Source organism: Kitasatospora sp. NPDC048194, from assembly GCF_043202455.1.
Lineage (GTDB): Bacteria > Actinomycetota > Actinomycetes > Streptomycetales > Streptomycetaceae > Kitasatospora.
This window is the reverse complement of record NZ_JBIDAK010000002.1, coordinates 262,367-279,353: the sequence shown is the minus strand read 5'-3', so window position 1 is coordinate 279,353 and position 16,987 is coordinate 262,367. Positions and strand designations below refer to the sequence as shown.

Genomic DNA, 16,987 nt, shown 5'->3' with positions numbered 1-16,987 from the left:
GACTGCGGGAGCGGCTGGCGATGTCGCTCGATCGGGTGAGCAGCGTCCGGGGGCCGGGCGTGCCGGGCGGGTAGCGGGGCAGGCGGACGCGACGGGCCGGGCCCGGCGCGGGTGCACCGGGCCTGGCCCCAGGTGGTTCGCTGCGCGGGCCTCAGCCGGGGGGCTGGGGCCCGCGGGGGCCTAGCAGTTGACGATGCTGTGGACCGGCGTCCAGTTGCCGTTCGGGTCCGAGCTGTGGGCGGGCTTGGTCGAGAAGACCCAGGCGCCGCTGGCGCCGTACATGCGGGCGACAGTGCCGGTGGTCTGGTTGTTGTCCCAGGAGCCGGGGCCGGACCAGGTGCTGAAGTAGTAGCGGGCGCAGTTGTACATGTCCACCTCGTCGCCCGTGTACCAGGTGCCGCGGTAGGCGCACATGTGCTTGTAGTCGGCGCCTCCGCCGGCGCACGGGTCGTAGGACACGGCCCCGGCCGTGCCGGTCAGGTCACGCGGGTGGTCCTCGCCGGGCACGGCCACGTACACCGTGGCGCCGGCGAGCTGGATCCGGTTGGGGGCCACCTGGGTGCCGCCCACGGTGGCGAGGTAGGAGTCCACCTTCTCCTGGAGGGAGGAGGCCTGGCCGGCGGTCAGCCCGGCGGCCCGGGCCTGCGCCTCGAACCGCTGGGCGGAGGCCGGCTTCGCCGGGGCGGCGGCCGCGGTGGTGGCGCCGCACAGGACGCTCAGACCGGCGAGGGCGATGCCGATCGCCCGGACTGCCTTGCTGCGTGAGGTCATCTCGACTCCTGTCTGTGGCCCGACCCACTCCCTGGGCGGGCGGTGAGGCGCGGACCGAAACCGCCCGGCCCGCCTTCCCGCACCAGCATCTGTTTCGGGCCCCTGGCCGGTCGCCCTGTTTCAACCTCCGCTGAACAAGGGCGAATCACGCGAAATTCGTGGCATGCTCGATTCAAGAGCCGCTGCCGTCGCGGACACGTGGGGGGACGGATGGTCTACCGGTTCCACTTCACCAGCGCGGACCTGGCGCGCACCCGCGTCGCCGAGAGCGCCCTACCGCTCGACGAGTTGAGCATCGCGCTGCGCGTCCTGCAGGACCGCAACCACGACCTGCGGTTCGGCGCGTGGCGCCGCGAGACCCGCGCCCGCCTCACACCGCGAGCCCGCATGGTGCTCGACCTGACACCCGTGCACGGCTGGTCGCCCACGTTCCTGAGCCCGAGCGGCAGCGGCACCCTCCCCGAACTGCTGGAACGGGTCGCCGCGACCCCGCGGACCCAGCTGCGCGCCTCCCTGGCCTCCGTCGCCGACCACCAGCGCCTGCCCGGCTGGGCGCACCGCCTCGGCGAGGACCCCGGCCTCCTGCGGCAGCTCGCCGACGCCCTCGGGGAGGTCCACTCGACGGTGCTCGCGCCCTACTGGCCGCAGATCAGCGCCGGCCTCGCCGCCGACCGGGCGCTGCGGGCCCGGCAGATGCTGCACGGTGGCGTCGAACGGCTGTTGAACGGGCTGTACCCGCCGCGGATCCGCTGGCGGCCGCCCGTCCTGGAAGTCGACCTGCTGTCCGGCGTCGAGGGTGACGTCCACCTGCAGGGCCGGGGTCTGCTGCTGACGCCCTCGGTGTTCGCCACCCGGGCTCCCCTGGTCGACCCGGACACCGAACCCCAGCCCGTCCTCGCCTACCCGGCCCACTACGACCCGGCCACGGGCCCCCTCCTCGCCGCCCGCCCCGCCCTCGGCACCGCCCTCGGCACCGCCCCCGCGCCGGTGTCCGCCCTGCTGGGTCGCACCCGCGCAGCCGTCCTGCACACCATCGCCCAACGCCCCGGCTGCACCACCGGCGAACTCGCCGGTGCCCTGCGCATCACCGCCTCCGGCGCCAGCCAGCACGCCACCGTCCTGCGCGAAGCCGGCCTCATCACCACCCTGCGGGACCGCAACACCGCCCTCCACACCGCCACCCCGACCGGCCTCGCTCTCCTGGAGCGGTGCTGGTAGCGGACGCCGGGGCGGGCGGGCCCCCACCGTTCCGGTTCCCGCCGTCCCGGTCCCCGCCGTCCGGGCGGTGACGCGGGGGAAGCGTACGGTGCTGACGCCTCGGCGGGACGGTGGCGCGGCGCCGGCGACGGATCAGCCTCGAGCGGCCGTCGCGGTCAGGACCGCACACACCCGCAGTGCGGATCAGCCGGCGCCGCCGCCGCTCCTCAGCCCGCCGACCTCACGCTCAGGTCGTCCAGGACGATGCGGGGCCGGGCCGGCTCCTGACCGTCACCGCCGGGCCGTGTGGCGTTGACGACCTCGGCGATCCGTTCGTAGCAGGTCACCGCCAGAGCCCAGGTCTCCACCTCCTGCCCGGTGCCCGCGTACACGGCGGTCCGCAGGGCGTTGAGCAACGCGATCACACTGCGCCCCGAGAGGATGTTGTCACCGTGGTCCTCGCCGGCACTGCCGCGCGGGCGCGGGGCGAGGTCCTGCTCGGCGAAGTGTTCGGCGCCCTCGACCCGCTGCTCGAGGAACTCCCAGGTGCGGGGGTTGCACGAGACGGCCACGGTGTTGACGGCCGCGGCCTTGAGCAGGGTGGCCACGTGGGCGTTCCAGGCCAGGGCCGCCGGAATCAGGTCGGTTACGCCCCCGGTCGCGGCGGACGGGATCGGGACGCCCTGCCCGGCGGGCCGCTGCTGCGGGGCGGGTGCGGTAGCGGCATCGGGGGCGGAGGCCGAGGCGGGGGCGGAGGCGGGAACGAGGCGACCGAGCAGTTCGAGGATCTGGTTCGCCTGCTCGGCGGTGATGCCGGTCTTCGGGCTGTTCGACTCCTCGGCCGGGACGTTGTCGGGCACGGCGGTCTCCTTCAGCAAGGTGCAACGTGTCTCGGGCAGCGGGGCTTCGGCGGCGGTGGGCTCCGGCGGCCCGGTCCGGGGCTCGGCCGACGGGTCTTCGGAGGCACCGGTACCGGTGACGAGCCGGTCGGGGGCGTTCGCCGCGTCGGCGCCTGCCGCGGCGGTCGTCCGGACCGTTCCGGCCTCGGCGGCGAGGAGCCGGACGCGGTGCAGTTCGTCACGCGTCTCGGCGAGCTGGCGTTGCAGCTTCCGGTTGTCCCGGTGCGCGAGCTCGGCCTCCTGCCGCTCTCCGGCGAGCTTGGCGAGGGCCTCGCTGTGCCCGCGCAGGCCTTCGGTGACGGCCTGCAGCAGCTCGGTGCGCAACGCCTCGCCGGCGGTGCGCAGTTCGGAGAGTCCGTTGCCGACTTCGGTACGGAGGAGATCGACTTGACGGGCGGTGCGCATCAACTGCCCTCCCCTGGGGGTGCGGCACATGGTCATGCCGGGACCAGGGTCGCGGTGCCGCGTGGGAGCGGAGGGCCGATCGTCCGGGGCTGACCCGATCACGATCATCACTGTCCGGAATCAGATCGTCACACCGGGCGGAAGGGGCCACGTCCGTTCGAGCCGCGGCACTGCGTCCGGTCGGACGTTGTCGCACCTGGAGGGCACAATCGGTGGGTGCACGAGACTTTCACTGACCTGGGATCCGTCGATGCGCCGTCCGGTGTGCTGGTGCTCGGCATGGCCGGGTGGATCGACTTCTGGCGGGAACTGGACGAGCCACTCCCCGAGCGCGCCAGGGCGGCGGCGTCGGCGGGGGGAGGACATCTTCGCGAGGAGTTGTGCGAGGCGGTCGCGGTCCCCGCTGCCGACGACCGGCCGTTGAGGGTGAGGGCGAGCACCTCGCCGTCCCCGTTCGACGAGGAGCCGACGATCGCGACCCTGGAGATCGCCCTCGGGCTCCCGTGGCCGGAAGCCGCGGACCGATCCGCGCCGATCCGCCTCGGGGATCTGCCGGTCGACCGGTGCGGGATGGCGATCGGCGACGCCGTGGGGCTGCACGCGTGGACAGGGATGGAGGACGAACCGGCCGACGGGCTCGCCGACCTCTTCTACTGGGGCCTGTACGAGGACGATGCGCACGCTCGGTTCGGCGGTGAACGGATCGCACAGTACGGCGTGGACGGGCCGCACGGCTGGCTCGACCTCCCGCTGGCCGAGGCGACCGCCCGCGCGGCCGAACTCTCCGCCTGGCGCGACCGCCTCCACGGCAGGGGCCTCATGGTCTCGATCGACGAGCACACCGACTACCACCGGTTCCGCCGCGCCGGGTGGCACCACCCGCTCCACGTCGGGGCGATCGAGGTGGGGGGCTGCCGGGTGCTCGGCATCGAATGGGATCAGGGCGACCACTCGGTCAGGCACCACGGCGGCCGCGACGCCGACCAGGTCTACCCGGTCACGCTCGAGGCCGACGATGCGGGCGAGATGGTGATGCGGTGGACCATCCCGCCCTACCCCTTCGACGAGGAGGACGAGGAGGCGCAGCAAGCCGGTTTCTGAGGGTGACCGGGTGGGGTCCCGGGCCCCGCCATCTGTTCGACGGCTACCGGGACCCCGCGGAGCTGGAGCCGCGTCTTCAAGAACTCCATCTCCGCCAGGGTGCCCACCACCCCGTCGCTGCTCAGCTGCTCGGCAAGCCCCCGGGCCTGCGGCAATGTGACGCCCGGGACTTCGCGGAAGACCTTCATGGCCTGGACCAGACTTGGTACGGGACCGGCCAGCCGCAGCCTGGTAGCTCCATTCGCTGCCAGCAGCGCCTGTCGCCACCCATCGTCCGGCGCCGGCCCCGATCCGGCGTACTCGCACCGACGGGAGCCGCAGCTGTCGCAGTGGAACTCGGCACCCCAGCAGACCTTGCCGAAGTTGACGAACTGGTTCACCTGCCGCACCGCCATGTCGCCGCACTCGCAGAGCGCCGCCATCTTCACCGTCTGGCCAGTCACCCGGACACCCCTCCGCCCAGTTCGCGCCGTCGAATCCACCACCGCGGAGATCCTGCCTGGCTGCATCCGCGCACAGTACCGCCTGCCTGCGGAACCGGCCGACGGTCGAACCCCGGTGTGACGGCCCACGCGCGTGACCCGTGCGTTCGGGACCACCCCGCCCGTTCCTTGCACGGCCGCCCTCCGGCCGCAGCCACGGCCACGGCCGGAGGGCGCCGGCCACCGACCGCCGGCCTGCGGGTCAGACGACTTCAAGGTTGGCCATCATCCCCATGTCCTCGTGTTCGGCGTTGTGGCAGTGGAAGAGGTAGCGGCCGCGGTAGCCGTCGAAGCGCGTGATGATCTCCGCGGACTCCCCCGGCCGCAAGGAGACGGTGTCCTTGAGTCCGGCGTCGTGGGGCAGCGGGGGCTTGCCGCCGCGGGAGAGGACCCGGAAGCCCACCAGGTGCAGGTGGACGGGGTGGTGGACGTCGGCGATCAACCGCCACACCTCCACGTCGCCCAGACCGACCGTGACGTCCGAGCGGGCCGGGTCGAAGGGGCGTCCGCCGATCAGCCAGCCGTGGCCGCCGTCCATGCGCCCGGCCCGGAAGGCGAAGTCCCTTACGCGGACCGCGTCCTGGCGGCGCCAGTCCGGTAGGTCGGCGGCGAGCGCAGCGGGGATGCGGCTGTCGTCGCGGGCGGTTCGGGCGACTCGGAAGGCCAGCACGTCGCGGGTGCGTGCCGTGCCGAGCCGGTTGCGGATCCTGACCAGGCTGCCGGGCGGCAGGCCGGCGAAGTCGACGACGACGTCGTAGCGTTCGGCCGGCGCGATCGGCAGGAAGCGGTGGGTGACGGGGGCGGCGAGCAGGCCCTGGTCGGCACCGATCTGGACGAGGTCGAGGCGGCGTCCGTCCTCGCAGAGCGCCTCCAGCTCGTAGTGCCGGGCGTTGGAGGCGTTGAGCAGGCGCAGGCGGTAGCGGGCGGCGTCGACCTCGTGGACGGGCCAGGGGGCGCCGTTGACCAGGATGATGTCGCCGAGGACGCCGGCGAGGTGGGGCTCGGTGACGCCGGGGCGGCTCCGCAGCTCGGGGTCGAGGGAGGGGTAGTGGAGGGTGCCGTCGGCGGCGAACGCCCGGTCGGTGATCACCAGGGGCAGCTCGCGCTCGCCGGCGGGCAGGCCCAGGGACTGTTCGGCGTCGTCGCGCACGACGTGCAGACCGGCCAGGCCGCGCCAGACGGCCGGGGCGGTGAAGTCCATGCGGTGGTCGTGGTACCAGAGCATGGTGGGGCGTTGGTCGTTGGGGAAGGTGTACTCGCGGGTCAGGGTGGTGGTGACGGCCCGGGGGTCGTCCATCCGGCCCCCGCCCGGCGTCCCTGGCATGCCCGGCATGCCCGCCATCCCTGGCATGCCCGGCATGGCCGACATCGTCGCCGCCCCGGGCATCCCTGGCATCGCCGCCGTCCCGGGCATCCCTGGCATCGCCGCCATGCCGGGCATGCTCTGCGAGCCGGTAGCGGGGGCGGGCCAGCCGGTAGGCAGGACGAGGTCGGTCGGGTAGCCGTCGGAGTCGGCCGGGGTGCGTCCGCCGTGCAGGTGGACAACCGTGGGCACCGGCAGCTCGTTGCGGTGGGTGACGATGACGGGGCGGCCGCGGCGGGCCTCGATCGTGGGGCCGGGAAAGGTGCCGCCGTACGTCCACAGCGGTGTCCTGACGCCGGGCAGGATCTCGGCGGTCACCTGCCGCTGGGTGATCTCGTAGCGGTCCGCGCCGCCCGAGGTGGCGACCGGCGACAGGACCGCGGGCAGTGGCAGCGGCACCTGGTGGGCGGGCGGCAGGGGCACCTCGCTGCGCAGCTCGGCGCCGGTGGCGGCCGGGCGGCGGGCGAGCGCGGCGGAGGAGGTCAGGGCGCCGGCGGCCAGCAGGCCCAGCGCCCCGCCGATGCCCAGCAGCCGGCGCCGGGACAGGCCGTCGCTCTCGGCGAGCCGGTGGCGGTCAGTCATCGCCCGCCTCCTGCTGCCCGGTGCGGCCGGGGAACGGCGCGCGCCACACGGCGCCCGCCAGGACGACCAGGCCGGCGATGGTCGCCACGCCCAGCGGCAGGTGCAGCCACAGCGCGCCGTCCAGGCCGGCGAAGTACTGCACCGTCTCGGCGGCGACCACGGCGAGCGTGGCGGTGAAGGGCCAGGAGCGGCGGGCGCGGGCCCACAGCACCCCGGCCGCGACCAGCTGCGCGTAGCCGAGGGAGGTGGTGAGGTTCGCGCCGAGCTCGTGCCAGCGCAGGGCGTCGAAGTCGCCGCTGAGGTAGACACCGGCGAAGACGGGCTGGCCGCAGACAGCGACCAGGTGCGCGCCGGTCAGGGCGCGCAGGACCCATCCGGCGGGCCCGGTCCGCACCCCCGTGCCGGACCGGGCCGCGGTGCCCGGGCTGGGCCTGCCGGCTGCGATGGCCATGGAACGTCCTCTCCTGAACTGCCGCACCGGAGCTCGGTGTTGCCCGGTGCGTGACCACCTCCGACGTTATGACCTGGCAGGTATCGTGTCTAAGATCAGTATTGCTATGACGTTATGCCGTGGACGGCATGGAACCCGGGGGCCGGCGGTGGACCTGAACACGCTCACCCAGTTCCTCGCGGTCGCGCGGCTGGAGCACCTGAGCCGGGCGGCGGAGGAACTGCGCGTCGCCCAGCCCTCGTTGAGCCGGTCCGTCGCCCGGCTGGAGGCGGAGCTGGGCGCGCCGCTGTTCGAGCGGGGCGGGCGGTTGCGGCTGAACCCCGCCGGGCACCTGTTCCGCGGCTACGTCGAACGGGCCCTCGGTGAACTGGAGGCCGGGCGCCGGGCGGTGGCCGAGGCGACGGGGGACGGATCGGGGACGGTACGGCTGGCCTCCGAGACTTTCCTGGCCTTCAGCACCCCGCTCGCGGCGTTCAAACGGGCGCACCCCGCCGTGGAGATCGAGCTGCACCAGCTCCCGGCCGCCGAGATGGCCCGCCGGCTGCGGGCCCAGGACATCGACCTGGCCGTCGCCTCGCAGCCGATCCCCGCCGAGGGCCTGGAGTCGGCCCCGCTCCTGGACGAGGAGGTCGGGTTGGCCGTGCCGCCCGGCCACCGGCTGGCCGGGCGCGCGTCGGTGGACGTCGGGGAACTCGCCGAGGAGCCCTTCATCGCCGCCCGCCCCGGGCACTGGCAGCGCCGCCTGCTGGACCGCCTGTTCGCGGCGCAGGGCCTGACGCCGAGGATCGTCTGCGAGGGCGACGAGGCCGGCGCCATCGCCGAACTGATCAGCGCGGGCCTGGGCATCGGCCTGGTGCCCGACATCGCCCGGCGCACGGCCACCCGCGTCCCGCTGGAGTGGGTCGGCGTCGACAGCCCCGACTGCCGCCGCGCCCTGACCCTGTACTGGGCCGGCGCGGCACACCCGCCCGCCCCGGCCCGGGCCCTGCGCGAGGCGCTCACCGGCTGGGACTGGGCCGGCGGGCGGCAGGAGCCCTCCTAGATCTTGCCGGAGAAGGTGTCGCAGCGGGCGAGGTCGCCGCTGCGGTAGCCGGTGGTGAACCAGGCCCGGCGCTGGTCCGAGGAACCGTGCGTCCACGCCTCCGGGTTGATCCTCCCGGTGGCCTGCTTCTGGATCCGGTCGTCGCCCACGGCGGCGGCCGCGTCCAGGCCCTCGGCGATGTCCTGGTCGGTGAGCGAGGCGATCAGCGGACGGCCGGTGGAGGGCTGCGGGGTGGTGGTGGCGTGGTGCGCCCACACCCCCGCGTAGCAGTCGGCCTGCAGTTCCAGACGCACCGAGGCGCTGTTCGCGCCCTGCCGGTCGTTCCCGACCTTCTGCATCGTGCCGGTCAGCGTCTGGATGTGGTGGCCGTACTCGTGGGCGACGACGTAGGACTCGGCGAAGGGACCGCCCTTGGCGCCGAAGCGGGAGGACAGCTCGTCGAAGAACCCCAGGTCGAAGTAGGCCTTCTGGTCGCCGGGGCAGTAGAACGGGCCCACCGCCGAGGTCGCCGGCCCGCAGGCGGTGGAGACCCGGTCGGTGAACAGCACCGTCTGGGCGCTCTTGTACGCGGTCTTGGTGCGGGCCGGCAGCTCGGTGCGCCAGAACTCCTGGAGGCTGTTGGTCACCGCCGTGATCCGGCAGTCCTGGCGCTTGTTGGCGTCGGCGCCGCTCTTGCAGGACTGCTGGACCTGGCCGTCGGTGCGCACGCCGGACGAGGACGAGGTCCCGGAGCCGGAGCCCGACGACAGGCCCAGCAGCTGCGGGTCCACGCCGAGGACGACCGCCAGCAGCACCACGATCAGACCCGCCGCCCCGCCGCCGATGGCCACCTTCCCGCCCGGCACACCGCGCCGGTCGTCCACCTGTGAGGTGTCGAGGTCGCCCTGGTCATCGAACTGCATGCCCTGCCTGCCTGCTTCCGTCGCTCTGCGGGTCGTGGTCCGCCGGGTGTCGGCCCGCCGGATGCCGCTCTGTCGGATGTCGGTGTATCGGTGTATCGGATTGTCGGCTTGTCGCTGTTCGCGCTGTTCTGCGCGCCGCCTTGCGGCCCGCCCAGCCTACGGGCAGCGGCGCCCGGCACGCACGAGGGCAGGGCCTCCACGCCCTGACGGTGAGGCACGCCCCGTACCGGGACGAAGCCGGGAACTCGGACCGGACGTGTTCGGGGTGGACCCGCCCCCCGCGTTCATCGACCTCGCCCGCCGGGCGTACCCCGACCTGCGCTTCGAGCGGGTTCGAGGGGCGCCCTGGAGACGGCCGACGGACAGCTGGGCGGCGTCGCCTCCTGGCACCCGCTCATCCACACCCCGCCCGGCGACCCGCCCCCCACCTCGCCTCGGCTGCCGGTTCGGCGACAGCGAGAACCCCGGACCCGGGGGCGAGCGACAGGGGGCGAGCAGCAGGAGGCGGGCAGCAGGAGGCGGGCGGCGGAGGCGCTACGGCGCCCGGAAGTGCAGGACCGGCTCCCGCCAGCCGTCTTCGGGCACCCCGGCGTCCAGCGCGGCGCCGATGGCGCGTTCCTCGTAGCCGAAGTGGGACTCCATGATGGCGGCCAGGCCGTCGAGTTCCCGTCCGATCGCCTCGAGGTCGCCGTCCGGTGAGGCGGTGGCCCGCTCGGCCTCTTCGGCGAGTTCGCGGACGCGCGTGAGGATGCCCGCGATGAGGCCGTGGTCCTCGACGAGGGCGGCCACGGTCGGTGCGAGGTCCGGCCGTTCGCGCACCAGGGCGGCGAACAGGCCCTCGTCCTTGCCCTGGTGATGGTTGGTCAGGGCCGTGCAGAACGCCAGGCAGTGGGTGAGGAGCATGTCGTCGCCGTCCGGGCGGCGACGGCCGAGTCCGGTTCGGACCTCGGTGAGGTGGCGGCGCAGATCCCGGTGTGCTCGGGCGAGTTGGGCGCTGAGGGCGGCCGTGCGGCCGTCGGCGGAGGAAGCCACGGTGGGTGGTCCTTCGGTTCCGGCACCTCCATGCCTGGCGCAGTCCGCCACCGGCACGCGATGCTGCCCGCCATCCGATCACGGCACCGGCCGCCGGGGCAAGCGCGAGCCCGCGTCCGGGGCCGGGGCCGGGGCCGGGTTCGGGGCCGCGTCCGGGGCCGGGGCCGCGACCTGGGCGGGGTCGGCGTGGCGCGCGGGGCGGGGGCGCCCGAGGAGGATGCCGGTGGCCACCAGGGCCAGTCCCGCGCCCTGGCGCGGTCCGAAGGCATCCCCGTCGAGCGCGGTGCCCAGCAGCACCCCGGCCAGCGGGTTGAGCAGTCCGAGCAGACCGACGGTTCCGGCCGGCAGGTGGCGCAGCCCGGCGAACCAGCAGGCGAAGGCGAGCGCGGTGGCCACCAGGGCGGTGTAGCCGAAGGCGAGCAGGGTGGGGGTGGACTGCGGGGGCGGCGCGCCCTCGACGACGGCGGCGAACGGCAGCAGCAGCAGCGCGCCGGCGGTCAGTTGCCAGGCGGTGGCGGCCAGCGGGTCGGCGCCGTCGCGCCAGCGGGCGGAGAGCACGTAGCCGACGCAGGAGACCAGCATCGCTCCCACCGAGGCCGCCAGGCCGGTCCGGTTGAGCGCGCCGAGCGGGCCGAGCAGGGCCAGTGCGACGCCCGCCAGCCCCACCAGGGCTCCGGCCAGGTGCGCCGGGTGGGGGCGCTGGCCGGCGAGCGCCCAGGCGGTGAACAGCATGACCAGGGGCGAGGCGGCCATGACGGTGGCGGCGGTGCTGGTGGGCAGCGACTGGGAGGCGAGGTAGAGCAGGACGAAGAAGAGTGCGGTGTTGAGGAGTCCGAGCAGGGCGCTGCGGCGCCACCAGGGGCCGCGGGGGCGGCGGCGGACGAGCGCGAGCAGGAGCAGGCCGGCGGGCAGGGCGCGCAGGGTGGCGCCCCACAGCGGGCGGTCGGGTGGCAGGTAGGCGTGGGTGATCCAGTAGTTGGTGCCCCAGGCGAGCGGCGCGAGCGCGGTCAGGAGGGCCCAGCGGAGTTTCGCTTCCATGGAAGGTAATCTAGCTTCCCGGGAAGCTATCGCGATAGGGTGGTCGCATGCACCCGGACGTTGACCATGTCGCGCTGATCCAGGCCGAGTGGCGGCGCGAGCGCCCCGACATCGACGTCTCCCCGCAGGCCGTGATCGGGCGCCTGCACCGCCTCGCCGCCCGCCTGACCGCCGAGCTCACGCTCGTCTACCAGCGCTACGGCCTCGGCGAGGGCGAGTTCGACGTGCTCGCGGCGTTGCGGCGCGCCGGCGCCCCGTACGAGCGGGCCCCCGGTGAACTCGCCGCGCACACCATGGTCACCACCGGCGCGATGACCAAGCGGATCGACCGCCTGGAACGCGCCGGGCTGGTCACCCGCCGCCCCGCCGAGGAGGACCGGCGGGCCCGGGTGGTCGGCCTCACCGAAGCCGGCCTGCGCCTGATCGACGAGGCGTTCACCGCCCACATGCGCAACGAGCACCGCCTGCTCGCCCACCTCAGCCCCGAGGAGGCCGCCGCCCTCCAGACCCTGCTCACCGCCTGGCAGCACCGGCTGGACGGCACCGGATCCACGCACCCCACCCCGTGACGCGGGCCACCGGCACTCAGGGCCCGGCGGCCCGCTCCACCCCCAGCGGACCCGACGCGCCGGGAACCGTCTACCGTGCCCGTATGCACAGCGACCACAGCCCCTGGGACGTCCTGCTCATCGGCGGTGCGTCCGGCCTCGGCAAGAGCCGCGCCGCTGCCGCCCTCGCCGCCCGACACGGCGCGTTCACGGTGGAGTTCGACGATGTGGTCGCCGCGCTGCAGGCCGCCACCACTCCCGCCACCCACCCCGGCCTGCACCACTTCGACGCCCAGGGGGACGAGCTCCACGCCCCGGACGACCCGACGGACTCCCGGACCGGCTCTGCGGAGGAGTCGCCGGACGCCCAGCGCGTGCTCGAGCTGCAGATCGCCACCGCCCACGCCCTGGACGAGGCCCTGCTCGGCGTGGTGCGCAACCGGCTGACCGTGGACGTGCCGGCCGTCATCGAGGGCGACTACCTCACCCCGGCCGCCGCCGCCCGCTGCGCGGCCGAGGCCGGGCGGCGGGGCCGCCGGGTGCGGGCGGTCTTCCTGCACGAGCACGACCCGGCGCGCATCAGCGCCAACTACGCCGACCGGGAGCCCGACCTCGGCCCGCAACCCGAGCGCGCCGAGGTCAGCGCCCGCTACTCCGCCTGGCTCGCCGACCAGGCCCGGGCCCACGGCCTGCCGGTGGTGGACTGCCGGCCCTACGCCACGCTGGCCCGGCGGCTGGCGGCCGCCCTGGCCTGAGCGGCGCCGAGCGGGTGCCCGCCGTCAGGAGGCTTTAGGCGTCCTCGATGTCGGAGATCAACTTGGTGCTCAGGTCGCTCTGCACCGCGAGCCGGGTGTGCCCGGCGTCCGGCCCGGTGCCCCAGGTGAGGGTGACGGTGGTGAACAGGTGCCCGGCGCCGGAGTCGTGGTACGCCGCTGACCAGGCGGTGGGCACGTCCTGGGCGCGCAGCACGCCGTCGGCGTGGTTGGCCTCCTCCCAGGCCGCCAGCCGCTGGCGCAGGTCCTCGGTGAGGTAGTGGGCGCGCAGCTCGTCGGAGAGGTCGTCCGTTCCGTCGGAGACGGCGTCGATGTAGGCGCCGTAGAAGTCGGCGACGCGGTCCACCGCCGAGTCCGGGCTGCCGCTGCGACGGGCGGCGCCCGTCTGGGTTCGGTCACGGAACATCCTCTTCGTCAGGGCCGGGGCGCCGCTGCCGGCGGTCCGGCCGTCAGGTGACCCGCACCGGACAACGAGCCGGGGGCATTGGGGTTTCGCCCCGCCCCGTTGCAACCGGTCGGGGCCTCAGCCGAGTTGGCGGCGTGCGCCGCCCGGCCGCCTGCCGGGCCGCCCGCCGGGAGGGGAGCGCGCGGCCGACGGAATCCGGCACGGCGGCGTACCGTCGTGGCGAGTGCGGGTGGGACGGGAGGCGGGCGGTGCTGATCGTGGTGAGCGGCGGGCCGGGCAGCGGCAAGACGACGCTGGCGCACGCGCTGGCGGGGGCGGTCGGCTGTCCGGCGGTGTGCCGGGACGAGCTGAAGGAGGGCCTCGTACACGCGGGCACCGCCGGCACTTCGAGTGCCGCAGGCACCGCCGGCGCTGCGGGTGTCGAGCCCGGCGGGGTCGACGCAACGGTGCGGGCCGTGTTCTTCGATGTGCTGGGGGTGCTGGTGCGCGCGGGGGTGAGCGTGGTCGCGGAGGCCGCGTTCCAGGACCGGGTGTGGCGCCCCGGTCTGGAGCCGCTGGCCGCGCACGCCGAACTGCGGGTGGTGCACTGCGAGGTGGACCGGGCGCTGGCCCGGCGGCGGATCGCCGCCCGCCTGGCCGCCGGCGGGCACCGCGGCGCGCACGCCGACCGCGAGCTGCTCGCCGCCCCGTCCGGCACGGGCAACCTGCTGGACGACTTCACGCCGCTGTCCCTGCCGGGCGTTCCACGGCTGTGCGTGGACACCGCCCACGGCTACGATCCGCCGCTGGCGGAGATCGTGGCGTTCACGCGGCACTGAGGGTGGCACCGGGCCCGTGGGGCGTCGTCGGCGCTCGGAACCGGTCGTTCCGGAATCCCCGACGGACCGCGCGCGACGCGGCGAGCACGCCGCAGCGCCGCGCCGCCCTGTCGGTCCCGGCCGGCAGGATGGGTGGTCCTGCCGCAGCAGAGACGCGACGGATGACGCCTGGAGGACGAGATGACCGGTGGAGACCGGCCCGGGTGTGCGGGCTTCCGCAACAGCGGTGGCCACGAGTGCCGGGATGCTGGGGCTCTGGGATCCGGCGGCCTTCCGACGTGTCGTGGACCACGACTCGTGGGAGCGGGAGCTGCTGGAGGACGAGGACGTGTCGCGGCACATCCGTGCCGGATCCTTCATACCCGTGCACATCGGCGGCGACGGAGCCTTCGGATTGCTGGTTCGGGTGGGTGCCCAGGGCCGGCCGGCCGAGCTGAGTAGGCGTGAGGCGGGCCACCTCGTCGTCTCGTCGTCGCCCTATCTGTTCGTCTCCACGGGGCTGGCCTGCCTGAGCGGGATCGAGGACGTGAGCGCGGAACCGGACGACGCCGTGCTGGGCGTGCCGGTGGAGCCGGGCGAGCACGCCGTCACCGTGCACATGATCGACTGGTAGGCCGAGCCCGGCAGCCGTGACGGGAGCGGCCTCCCCGTCGCCGACGCCCTCCCCGACTTCGTGGTCCTGATCAACCCGGTCGGCAGTGCCGAGGGGCCGTGGCGCAGCAGTGTGGAGACCTTCGAGCGCCCGGGGCAGTGAGGCAAGGGCGGCTGCCCCGGGGCTCGACGTCGCGTCCGGGCACGCGCAATCGGCCGGCCGAGCGGAGCGCGGCCGGAGCCCGGCCGCCCTCCGCTCCCCTACGAGGCGCGGGCCAGTTCGGCGTTGGCGCGCTCGGCGACCAGCGCCAGCACGCGGCCGGCGACGGCGAGGTCCTCGGCCGGGATGCCGGCGTACACGCGGGCGGTGATGGGGGCGGTCTCGGCACCGGTGCGTTCGAAGAGCTCGCGACCGGCGTCGGTGAGCCGGACCAGGGCGGACTGCTCCGCGTCCGTTTCCAGCAGCCCGGCGCGAACCGTCCGGTCGAGGACGGCCCGCACGGCCCCCTCGCCGGCCTTCAGCGAGCCGTTGACGTCGGCGACGAGTGCGTCACGCTCGATGCGGCCGCCGGCGGCGGTGACGGCCCGCAGGACGACGCTCTGCTCGAAGGTGAGGCCGTGGCGGGCGAGGACGCCTTCCAGGAGGGCGCGCGAGGCGTAGTGGGCCAGGGCGATGGCGCGGGGGTTGAGGGGTGCGGGCGCCCCGGTCGTGCTCGTGGTGGTGGTCGTGGTGGTCATGACTGGTGCTCCTCGTCGTCGTCGGTGCGCGGGTCAAGAGGTGCGTCGAGCAGGACGGCCAGGTCGCGGGTGAATTCGCGGGCGCGCGGCCCGTGTTGGCCGCCGAGCGGCTCCAGCAGCTGGTCCAGCAGTCCCTGGACCACGGTGATGGCCCGGGCGGTGACCTCGTGTCCGTGCTCGGTGAGCGTCAGCTGCATGGCGCGCGGGTCGTCCGGATCCCGGGTGCGTGCCACCAGCGCGGCACCTTCCAGCGCCCGGGCGAGCTTGGAGACGTACAGCGCCTCCAGCCCGGTGTGGTCGGCCAGCCGGCGCTGGCTGGGCCGCAGGCCGGAGCGCCCCATGCCGTACAGCGAGGCGAGTACGGCGTACTGCGCGTGCGTCAGGCCCAGCGGGGCGAGGGCCCGGTCGACCGCGACGCGCCACTTCATCGACAGGCGCCAGACCAGGAAACCGGTGGTGGCGCTCTCGGCTGCTGAACTCATGGGGAACACTGTACATGGCTACTATGTCCATGGCTACTGTTTTCGTGACCGGAGCCGCGCCCCGGCGGCCGGACGCAGCGGCCGGGCACAGCGGCTCGGCACAGCGGCCGGGACGGACGACGAGCCGGCGGCCTCAGCCGGCGGCGAGGGCCCGGGGCAGGTCGTCGAGGGTGTGCAGGACGCGGATGCCGGGCGCCACCGGGGCGCGGGAGGCGGCGCGGTCGAGCCAGAATGCGGTCAGCCCGGCCCGGTGGGCGCCCTCGGCATCGAAGACGTACTTGTCGCCGACGTAGGCGACTTCACCGGGAGGCAGGCCCAGGGCCGCGCAGCCGGCGAGGAAGATGCCGGGGGCGGGTTTGGCCTCGCCGTGCTGGTCGGAGCAGACGAAGGCGTCGGCCACGTAGTCGAGCAGTCCGACGGCATGGAGCTTACGGCGCTGGTGGTCGGCGTCGGAGTTGGAGACGACGCCGAGCCGGTAGCGGGGCGCGAGGGCGGCGAGGGTGGGGGCCGCGTCGGGGAAGGCGGCCCGGGCGGCGTCGCGGTGGGCCGCGTAGCCGGCGAACCAGGCGGCGGCCTGCTCGTCGGTGAGGTGGTCGGCGTCGGCGCGGCCGAGGTGGGCCAGGAAGCGGCGGGTGCGCTCGTACTGCTGGGCGCGGAAGGTGAGTTCACCGGCGAGGAAGCGCGCATACTGGACTTCGGTGACGGCGCGCCACAGTTCCAGGGCCGCCTGCGGGGAGACGGAGGCGTCGGGTCGGCCGCCCGCGCGCAGATGGGCCAGGAGGCCGGCCGCCTCGGAGCCGGAGTAGTCGAACAGCGTGTCGTCGACGTCGAAGAGCACGCCCCTGATGGTCGGCACGGACCGCCCCTTTCCGCTCGGTGTGTGAGCCCGTTTCGCATCCGCCCCGTTCGCGCGCGGGCGCGCTCAGGCCGGCGCGCCCGCCGCGGCGAGCAGGGCGTCGAGCAGGCCCGGGAAGCGGGCGTCCAGGTCGGCCCGCCGGAGGCTGACGAAGCGGTTGCGGCCGGCGACGCGGGTGGTGGTGACGCCGGCTTCGCGCAGGACGCGCATGTGGTGGGAGACGGTCGACTTGTGGAGGTGGTCCAGGCCCAGGTCGCGCGGATCGCAGGAGTGCTCGGCGCCGTCGGCGTAGCTGAGCAGCAGGCGCATGCGCACCGGGTCGCCGAGGGCGTGCAGGACCGTGACGAGGTCGATGTCGGCGGTGGCGGGCTGGGCAAGCCGCTCGTCTGCGGTCATGGACTCGACTCCGGCGTCTCGGGTTGTCGGCGCACCGGGCGGCGACGCGGATGGTTTGACAATCATCCACCAATCCTCAATTGTTTGACGAGCATCAAACGGTTGCATGTTTGT

At 74.5% G+C, this 16,987-nt stretch carries 19 protein-coding genes; 7 read left to right on the top strand and 12 right to left on the bottom strand.

Going from position 1 to position 16,987, the window contains the following annotated elements:
- Positions 1 to 180: 180 nt before the first annotated feature.
- Positions 181 to 771: a hypothetical protein gene (locus ACGF07_RS03780; protein WP_392895091.1), complete on the bottom strand. Its 591-nt coding sequence runs from the start codon at positions 769 to 771 to the stop codon at positions 181 to 183.
- Between the two features lie 210 nt (positions 772 to 981).
- On the opposite strand from ACGF07_RS03780, the gene ACGF07_RS03775 reads away from it, so the two are divergent.
- A complete protein-coding gene (locus ACGF07_RS03775) occupies positions 982 to 1,989 on the top strand; it encodes a MarR family transcriptional regulator (RefSeq protein WP_392895088.1) in 1,008 nt (335 codons plus the stop codon).
- A 206-nt stretch (positions 1,990 to 2,195) separates the two neighbouring features.
- Here the strand turns inward: ACGF07_RS03775 and ACGF07_RS03770 are convergent, their stop codons facing one another.
- Positions 2,196 to 3,272 carry a hypothetical protein gene (locus tag ACGF07_RS03770; protein ID WP_392895086.1) on the bottom strand — a complete coding sequence of 359 codons (1,077 nt, stop codon included), beginning with the start codon at positions 3,270 to 3,272 and terminating at the stop codon, positions 2,196 to 2,198.
- A 216-nt stretch (positions 3,273 to 3,488) separates the two neighbouring features.
- On the opposite strand from ACGF07_RS03770, the gene ACGF07_RS03765 reads away from it, so the two are divergent.
- A complete protein-coding gene (locus tag ACGF07_RS03765) occupies positions 3,489 to 4,373 on the top strand; it encodes a hypothetical protein (RefSeq protein WP_392895084.1) in 885 nt (294 codons plus the stop codon).
- Between the two features lie 684 nt (positions 4,374 to 5,057).
- Here ACGF07_RS03765 and ACGF07_RS03760 read toward each other — a convergent pair.
- Together ACGF07_RS03760 and ACGF07_RS03755 are read right to left on the bottom strand one after the other, a co-directional pair.
- Positions 5,058 to 6,800, bottom strand: a complete 1,743-nt coding sequence (locus ACGF07_RS03760; protein ID WP_392895081.1) for a multicopper oxidase family protein — start codon at positions 6,798 to 6,800, stop codon at positions 5,058 to 5,060.
- A complete protein-coding gene (locus tag ACGF07_RS03755; RefSeq protein WP_392895079.1) occupies positions 6,793 to 7,251 on the bottom strand; it encodes a hypothetical protein in 459 nt (152 codons plus the stop codon). Before ACGF07_RS03755 ends, ACGF07_RS03760 begins: the two co-directional genes overlap by 8 nt.
- Before the next feature lie 148 nt (positions 7,252 to 7,399).
- On the opposite strand from ACGF07_RS03755, the gene ACGF07_RS03750 reads away from it, so the two are divergent.
- A complete protein-coding gene (locus tag ACGF07_RS03750; RefSeq protein WP_350742492.1) occupies positions 7,400 to 8,293 on the top strand; it encodes a LysR family transcriptional regulator in 894 nt (297 codons plus the stop codon).
- Here ACGF07_RS03750 and ACGF07_RS03745 read toward each other — a convergent pair.
- The 3 genes from ACGF07_RS03745 to ACGF07_RS03735 all read right to left on the bottom strand — a co-directional run bounded on the left by ACGF07_RS03745 (position 8,290) and on the right by ACGF07_RS03735 (position 11,265).
- Positions 8,290 to 9,195, bottom strand: coding sequence for a neutral zinc metallopeptidase (locus tag ACGF07_RS03745; protein ID WP_392895076.1), 906 nt, complete (start codon positions 9,193 to 9,195; stop codon positions 8,290 to 8,292). The two genes, ACGF07_RS03750 and ACGF07_RS03745, sit on opposite strands and share 4 nt — an antisense overlap.
- A gap of 534 nt (positions 9,196 to 9,729) precedes the next feature.
- Positions 9,730 to 10,227: a hemerythrin domain-containing protein gene (locus ACGF07_RS03740; RefSeq protein ID WP_392895073.1), complete on the bottom strand. Its 498-nt coding sequence runs from the start codon at positions 10,225 to 10,227 to the stop codon at positions 9,730 to 9,732.
- Between the two features lie 78 nt (positions 10,228 to 10,305).
- Positions 10,306 to 11,265 carry a DMT family transporter gene (locus ACGF07_RS03735; protein WP_392895070.1) on the bottom strand — a complete coding sequence of 320 codons (960 nt, stop codon included), beginning with the start codon at positions 11,263 to 11,265 and terminating at the stop codon, positions 10,306 to 10,308.
- A gap of 47 nt (positions 11,266 to 11,312) precedes the next feature.
- Between ACGF07_RS03735 and ACGF07_RS03730 the strand changes: the two genes are divergently transcribed.
- A complete protein-coding gene (locus ACGF07_RS03730) occupies positions 11,313 to 11,834 on the top strand; it encodes a MarR family winged helix-turn-helix transcriptional regulator (RefSeq protein ID WP_392895068.1) in 522 nt (173 codons plus the stop codon).
- 83 nt (positions 11,835 to 11,917) lie between these two features.
- Complete coding sequence (locus tag ACGF07_RS03725) at positions 11,918 to 12,568, top strand: AAA family ATPase (protein ID WP_392895066.1); 651 nt, start codon at positions 11,918 to 11,920, stop codon at positions 12,566 to 12,568.
- A 34-nt stretch (positions 12,569 to 12,602) separates the two neighbouring features.
- Here the strand turns inward: ACGF07_RS03725 and ACGF07_RS03720 are convergent, their stop codons facing one another.
- Entirely contained in the window at positions 12,603 to 12,992 is a 390-nt protein-coding gene (locus tag ACGF07_RS03720) for a hypothetical protein (protein WP_392895064.1), read from the bottom strand.
- Positions 12,993 to 13,240: 248 nt separating this feature from the next.
- On the opposite strand from ACGF07_RS03720, the gene ACGF07_RS03715 reads away from it, so the two are divergent.
- Positions 13,241 to 13,810: an AAA family ATPase gene (locus tag ACGF07_RS03715; protein ID WP_392895061.1), complete on the top strand. Its 570-nt coding sequence runs from the start codon at positions 13,241 to 13,243 to the stop codon at positions 13,808 to 13,810.
- A 283-nt stretch (positions 13,811 to 14,093) separates the two neighbouring features.
- Entirely contained in the window at positions 14,094 to 14,423 is a 330-nt protein-coding gene (locus ACGF07_RS03710; protein WP_392895058.1) for a hypothetical protein, read from the top strand.
- A 239-nt stretch (positions 14,424 to 14,662) separates the two neighbouring features.
- Here the strand turns inward: ACGF07_RS03710 and ACGF07_RS03705 are convergent, their stop codons facing one another.
- From ACGF07_RS03705 to ACGF07_RS03690, 4 genes are all read right to left on the bottom strand, one after another.
- Positions 14,663 to 15,139 (bottom strand): MarR family transcriptional regulator, encoded by a 477-nt coding sequence (locus tag ACGF07_RS03705; RefSeq protein WP_392895056.1) that lies wholly within the window; start codon positions 15,137 to 15,139, stop codon positions 14,663 to 14,665.
- Positions 15,136 to 15,621, bottom strand: coding sequence for a MarR family winged helix-turn-helix transcriptional regulator (locus tag ACGF07_RS03700; RefSeq protein WP_392895055.1), 486 nt, complete (start codon positions 15,619 to 15,621; stop codon positions 15,136 to 15,138). The genes ACGF07_RS03705 and ACGF07_RS03700 overlap by 4 nt, the downstream gene beginning before the upstream one ends.
- 133 nt (positions 15,622 to 15,754) lie before the next feature.
- Positions 15,755 to 16,477: an HAD family hydrolase gene (locus tag ACGF07_RS03695; RefSeq protein WP_392895053.1), complete on the bottom strand. Its 723-nt coding sequence runs from the start codon at positions 16,475 to 16,477 to the stop codon at positions 15,755 to 15,757.
- Positions 16,478 to 16,543: 66 nt separating this feature from the next.
- A complete protein-coding gene (locus ACGF07_RS03690) occupies positions 16,544 to 16,873 on the bottom strand; it encodes a transcriptional regulator (protein ID WP_350742468.1) in 330 nt (109 codons plus the stop codon).
- Between the last annotated feature and the right edge of the window lie 114 nt (positions 16,874 to 16,987).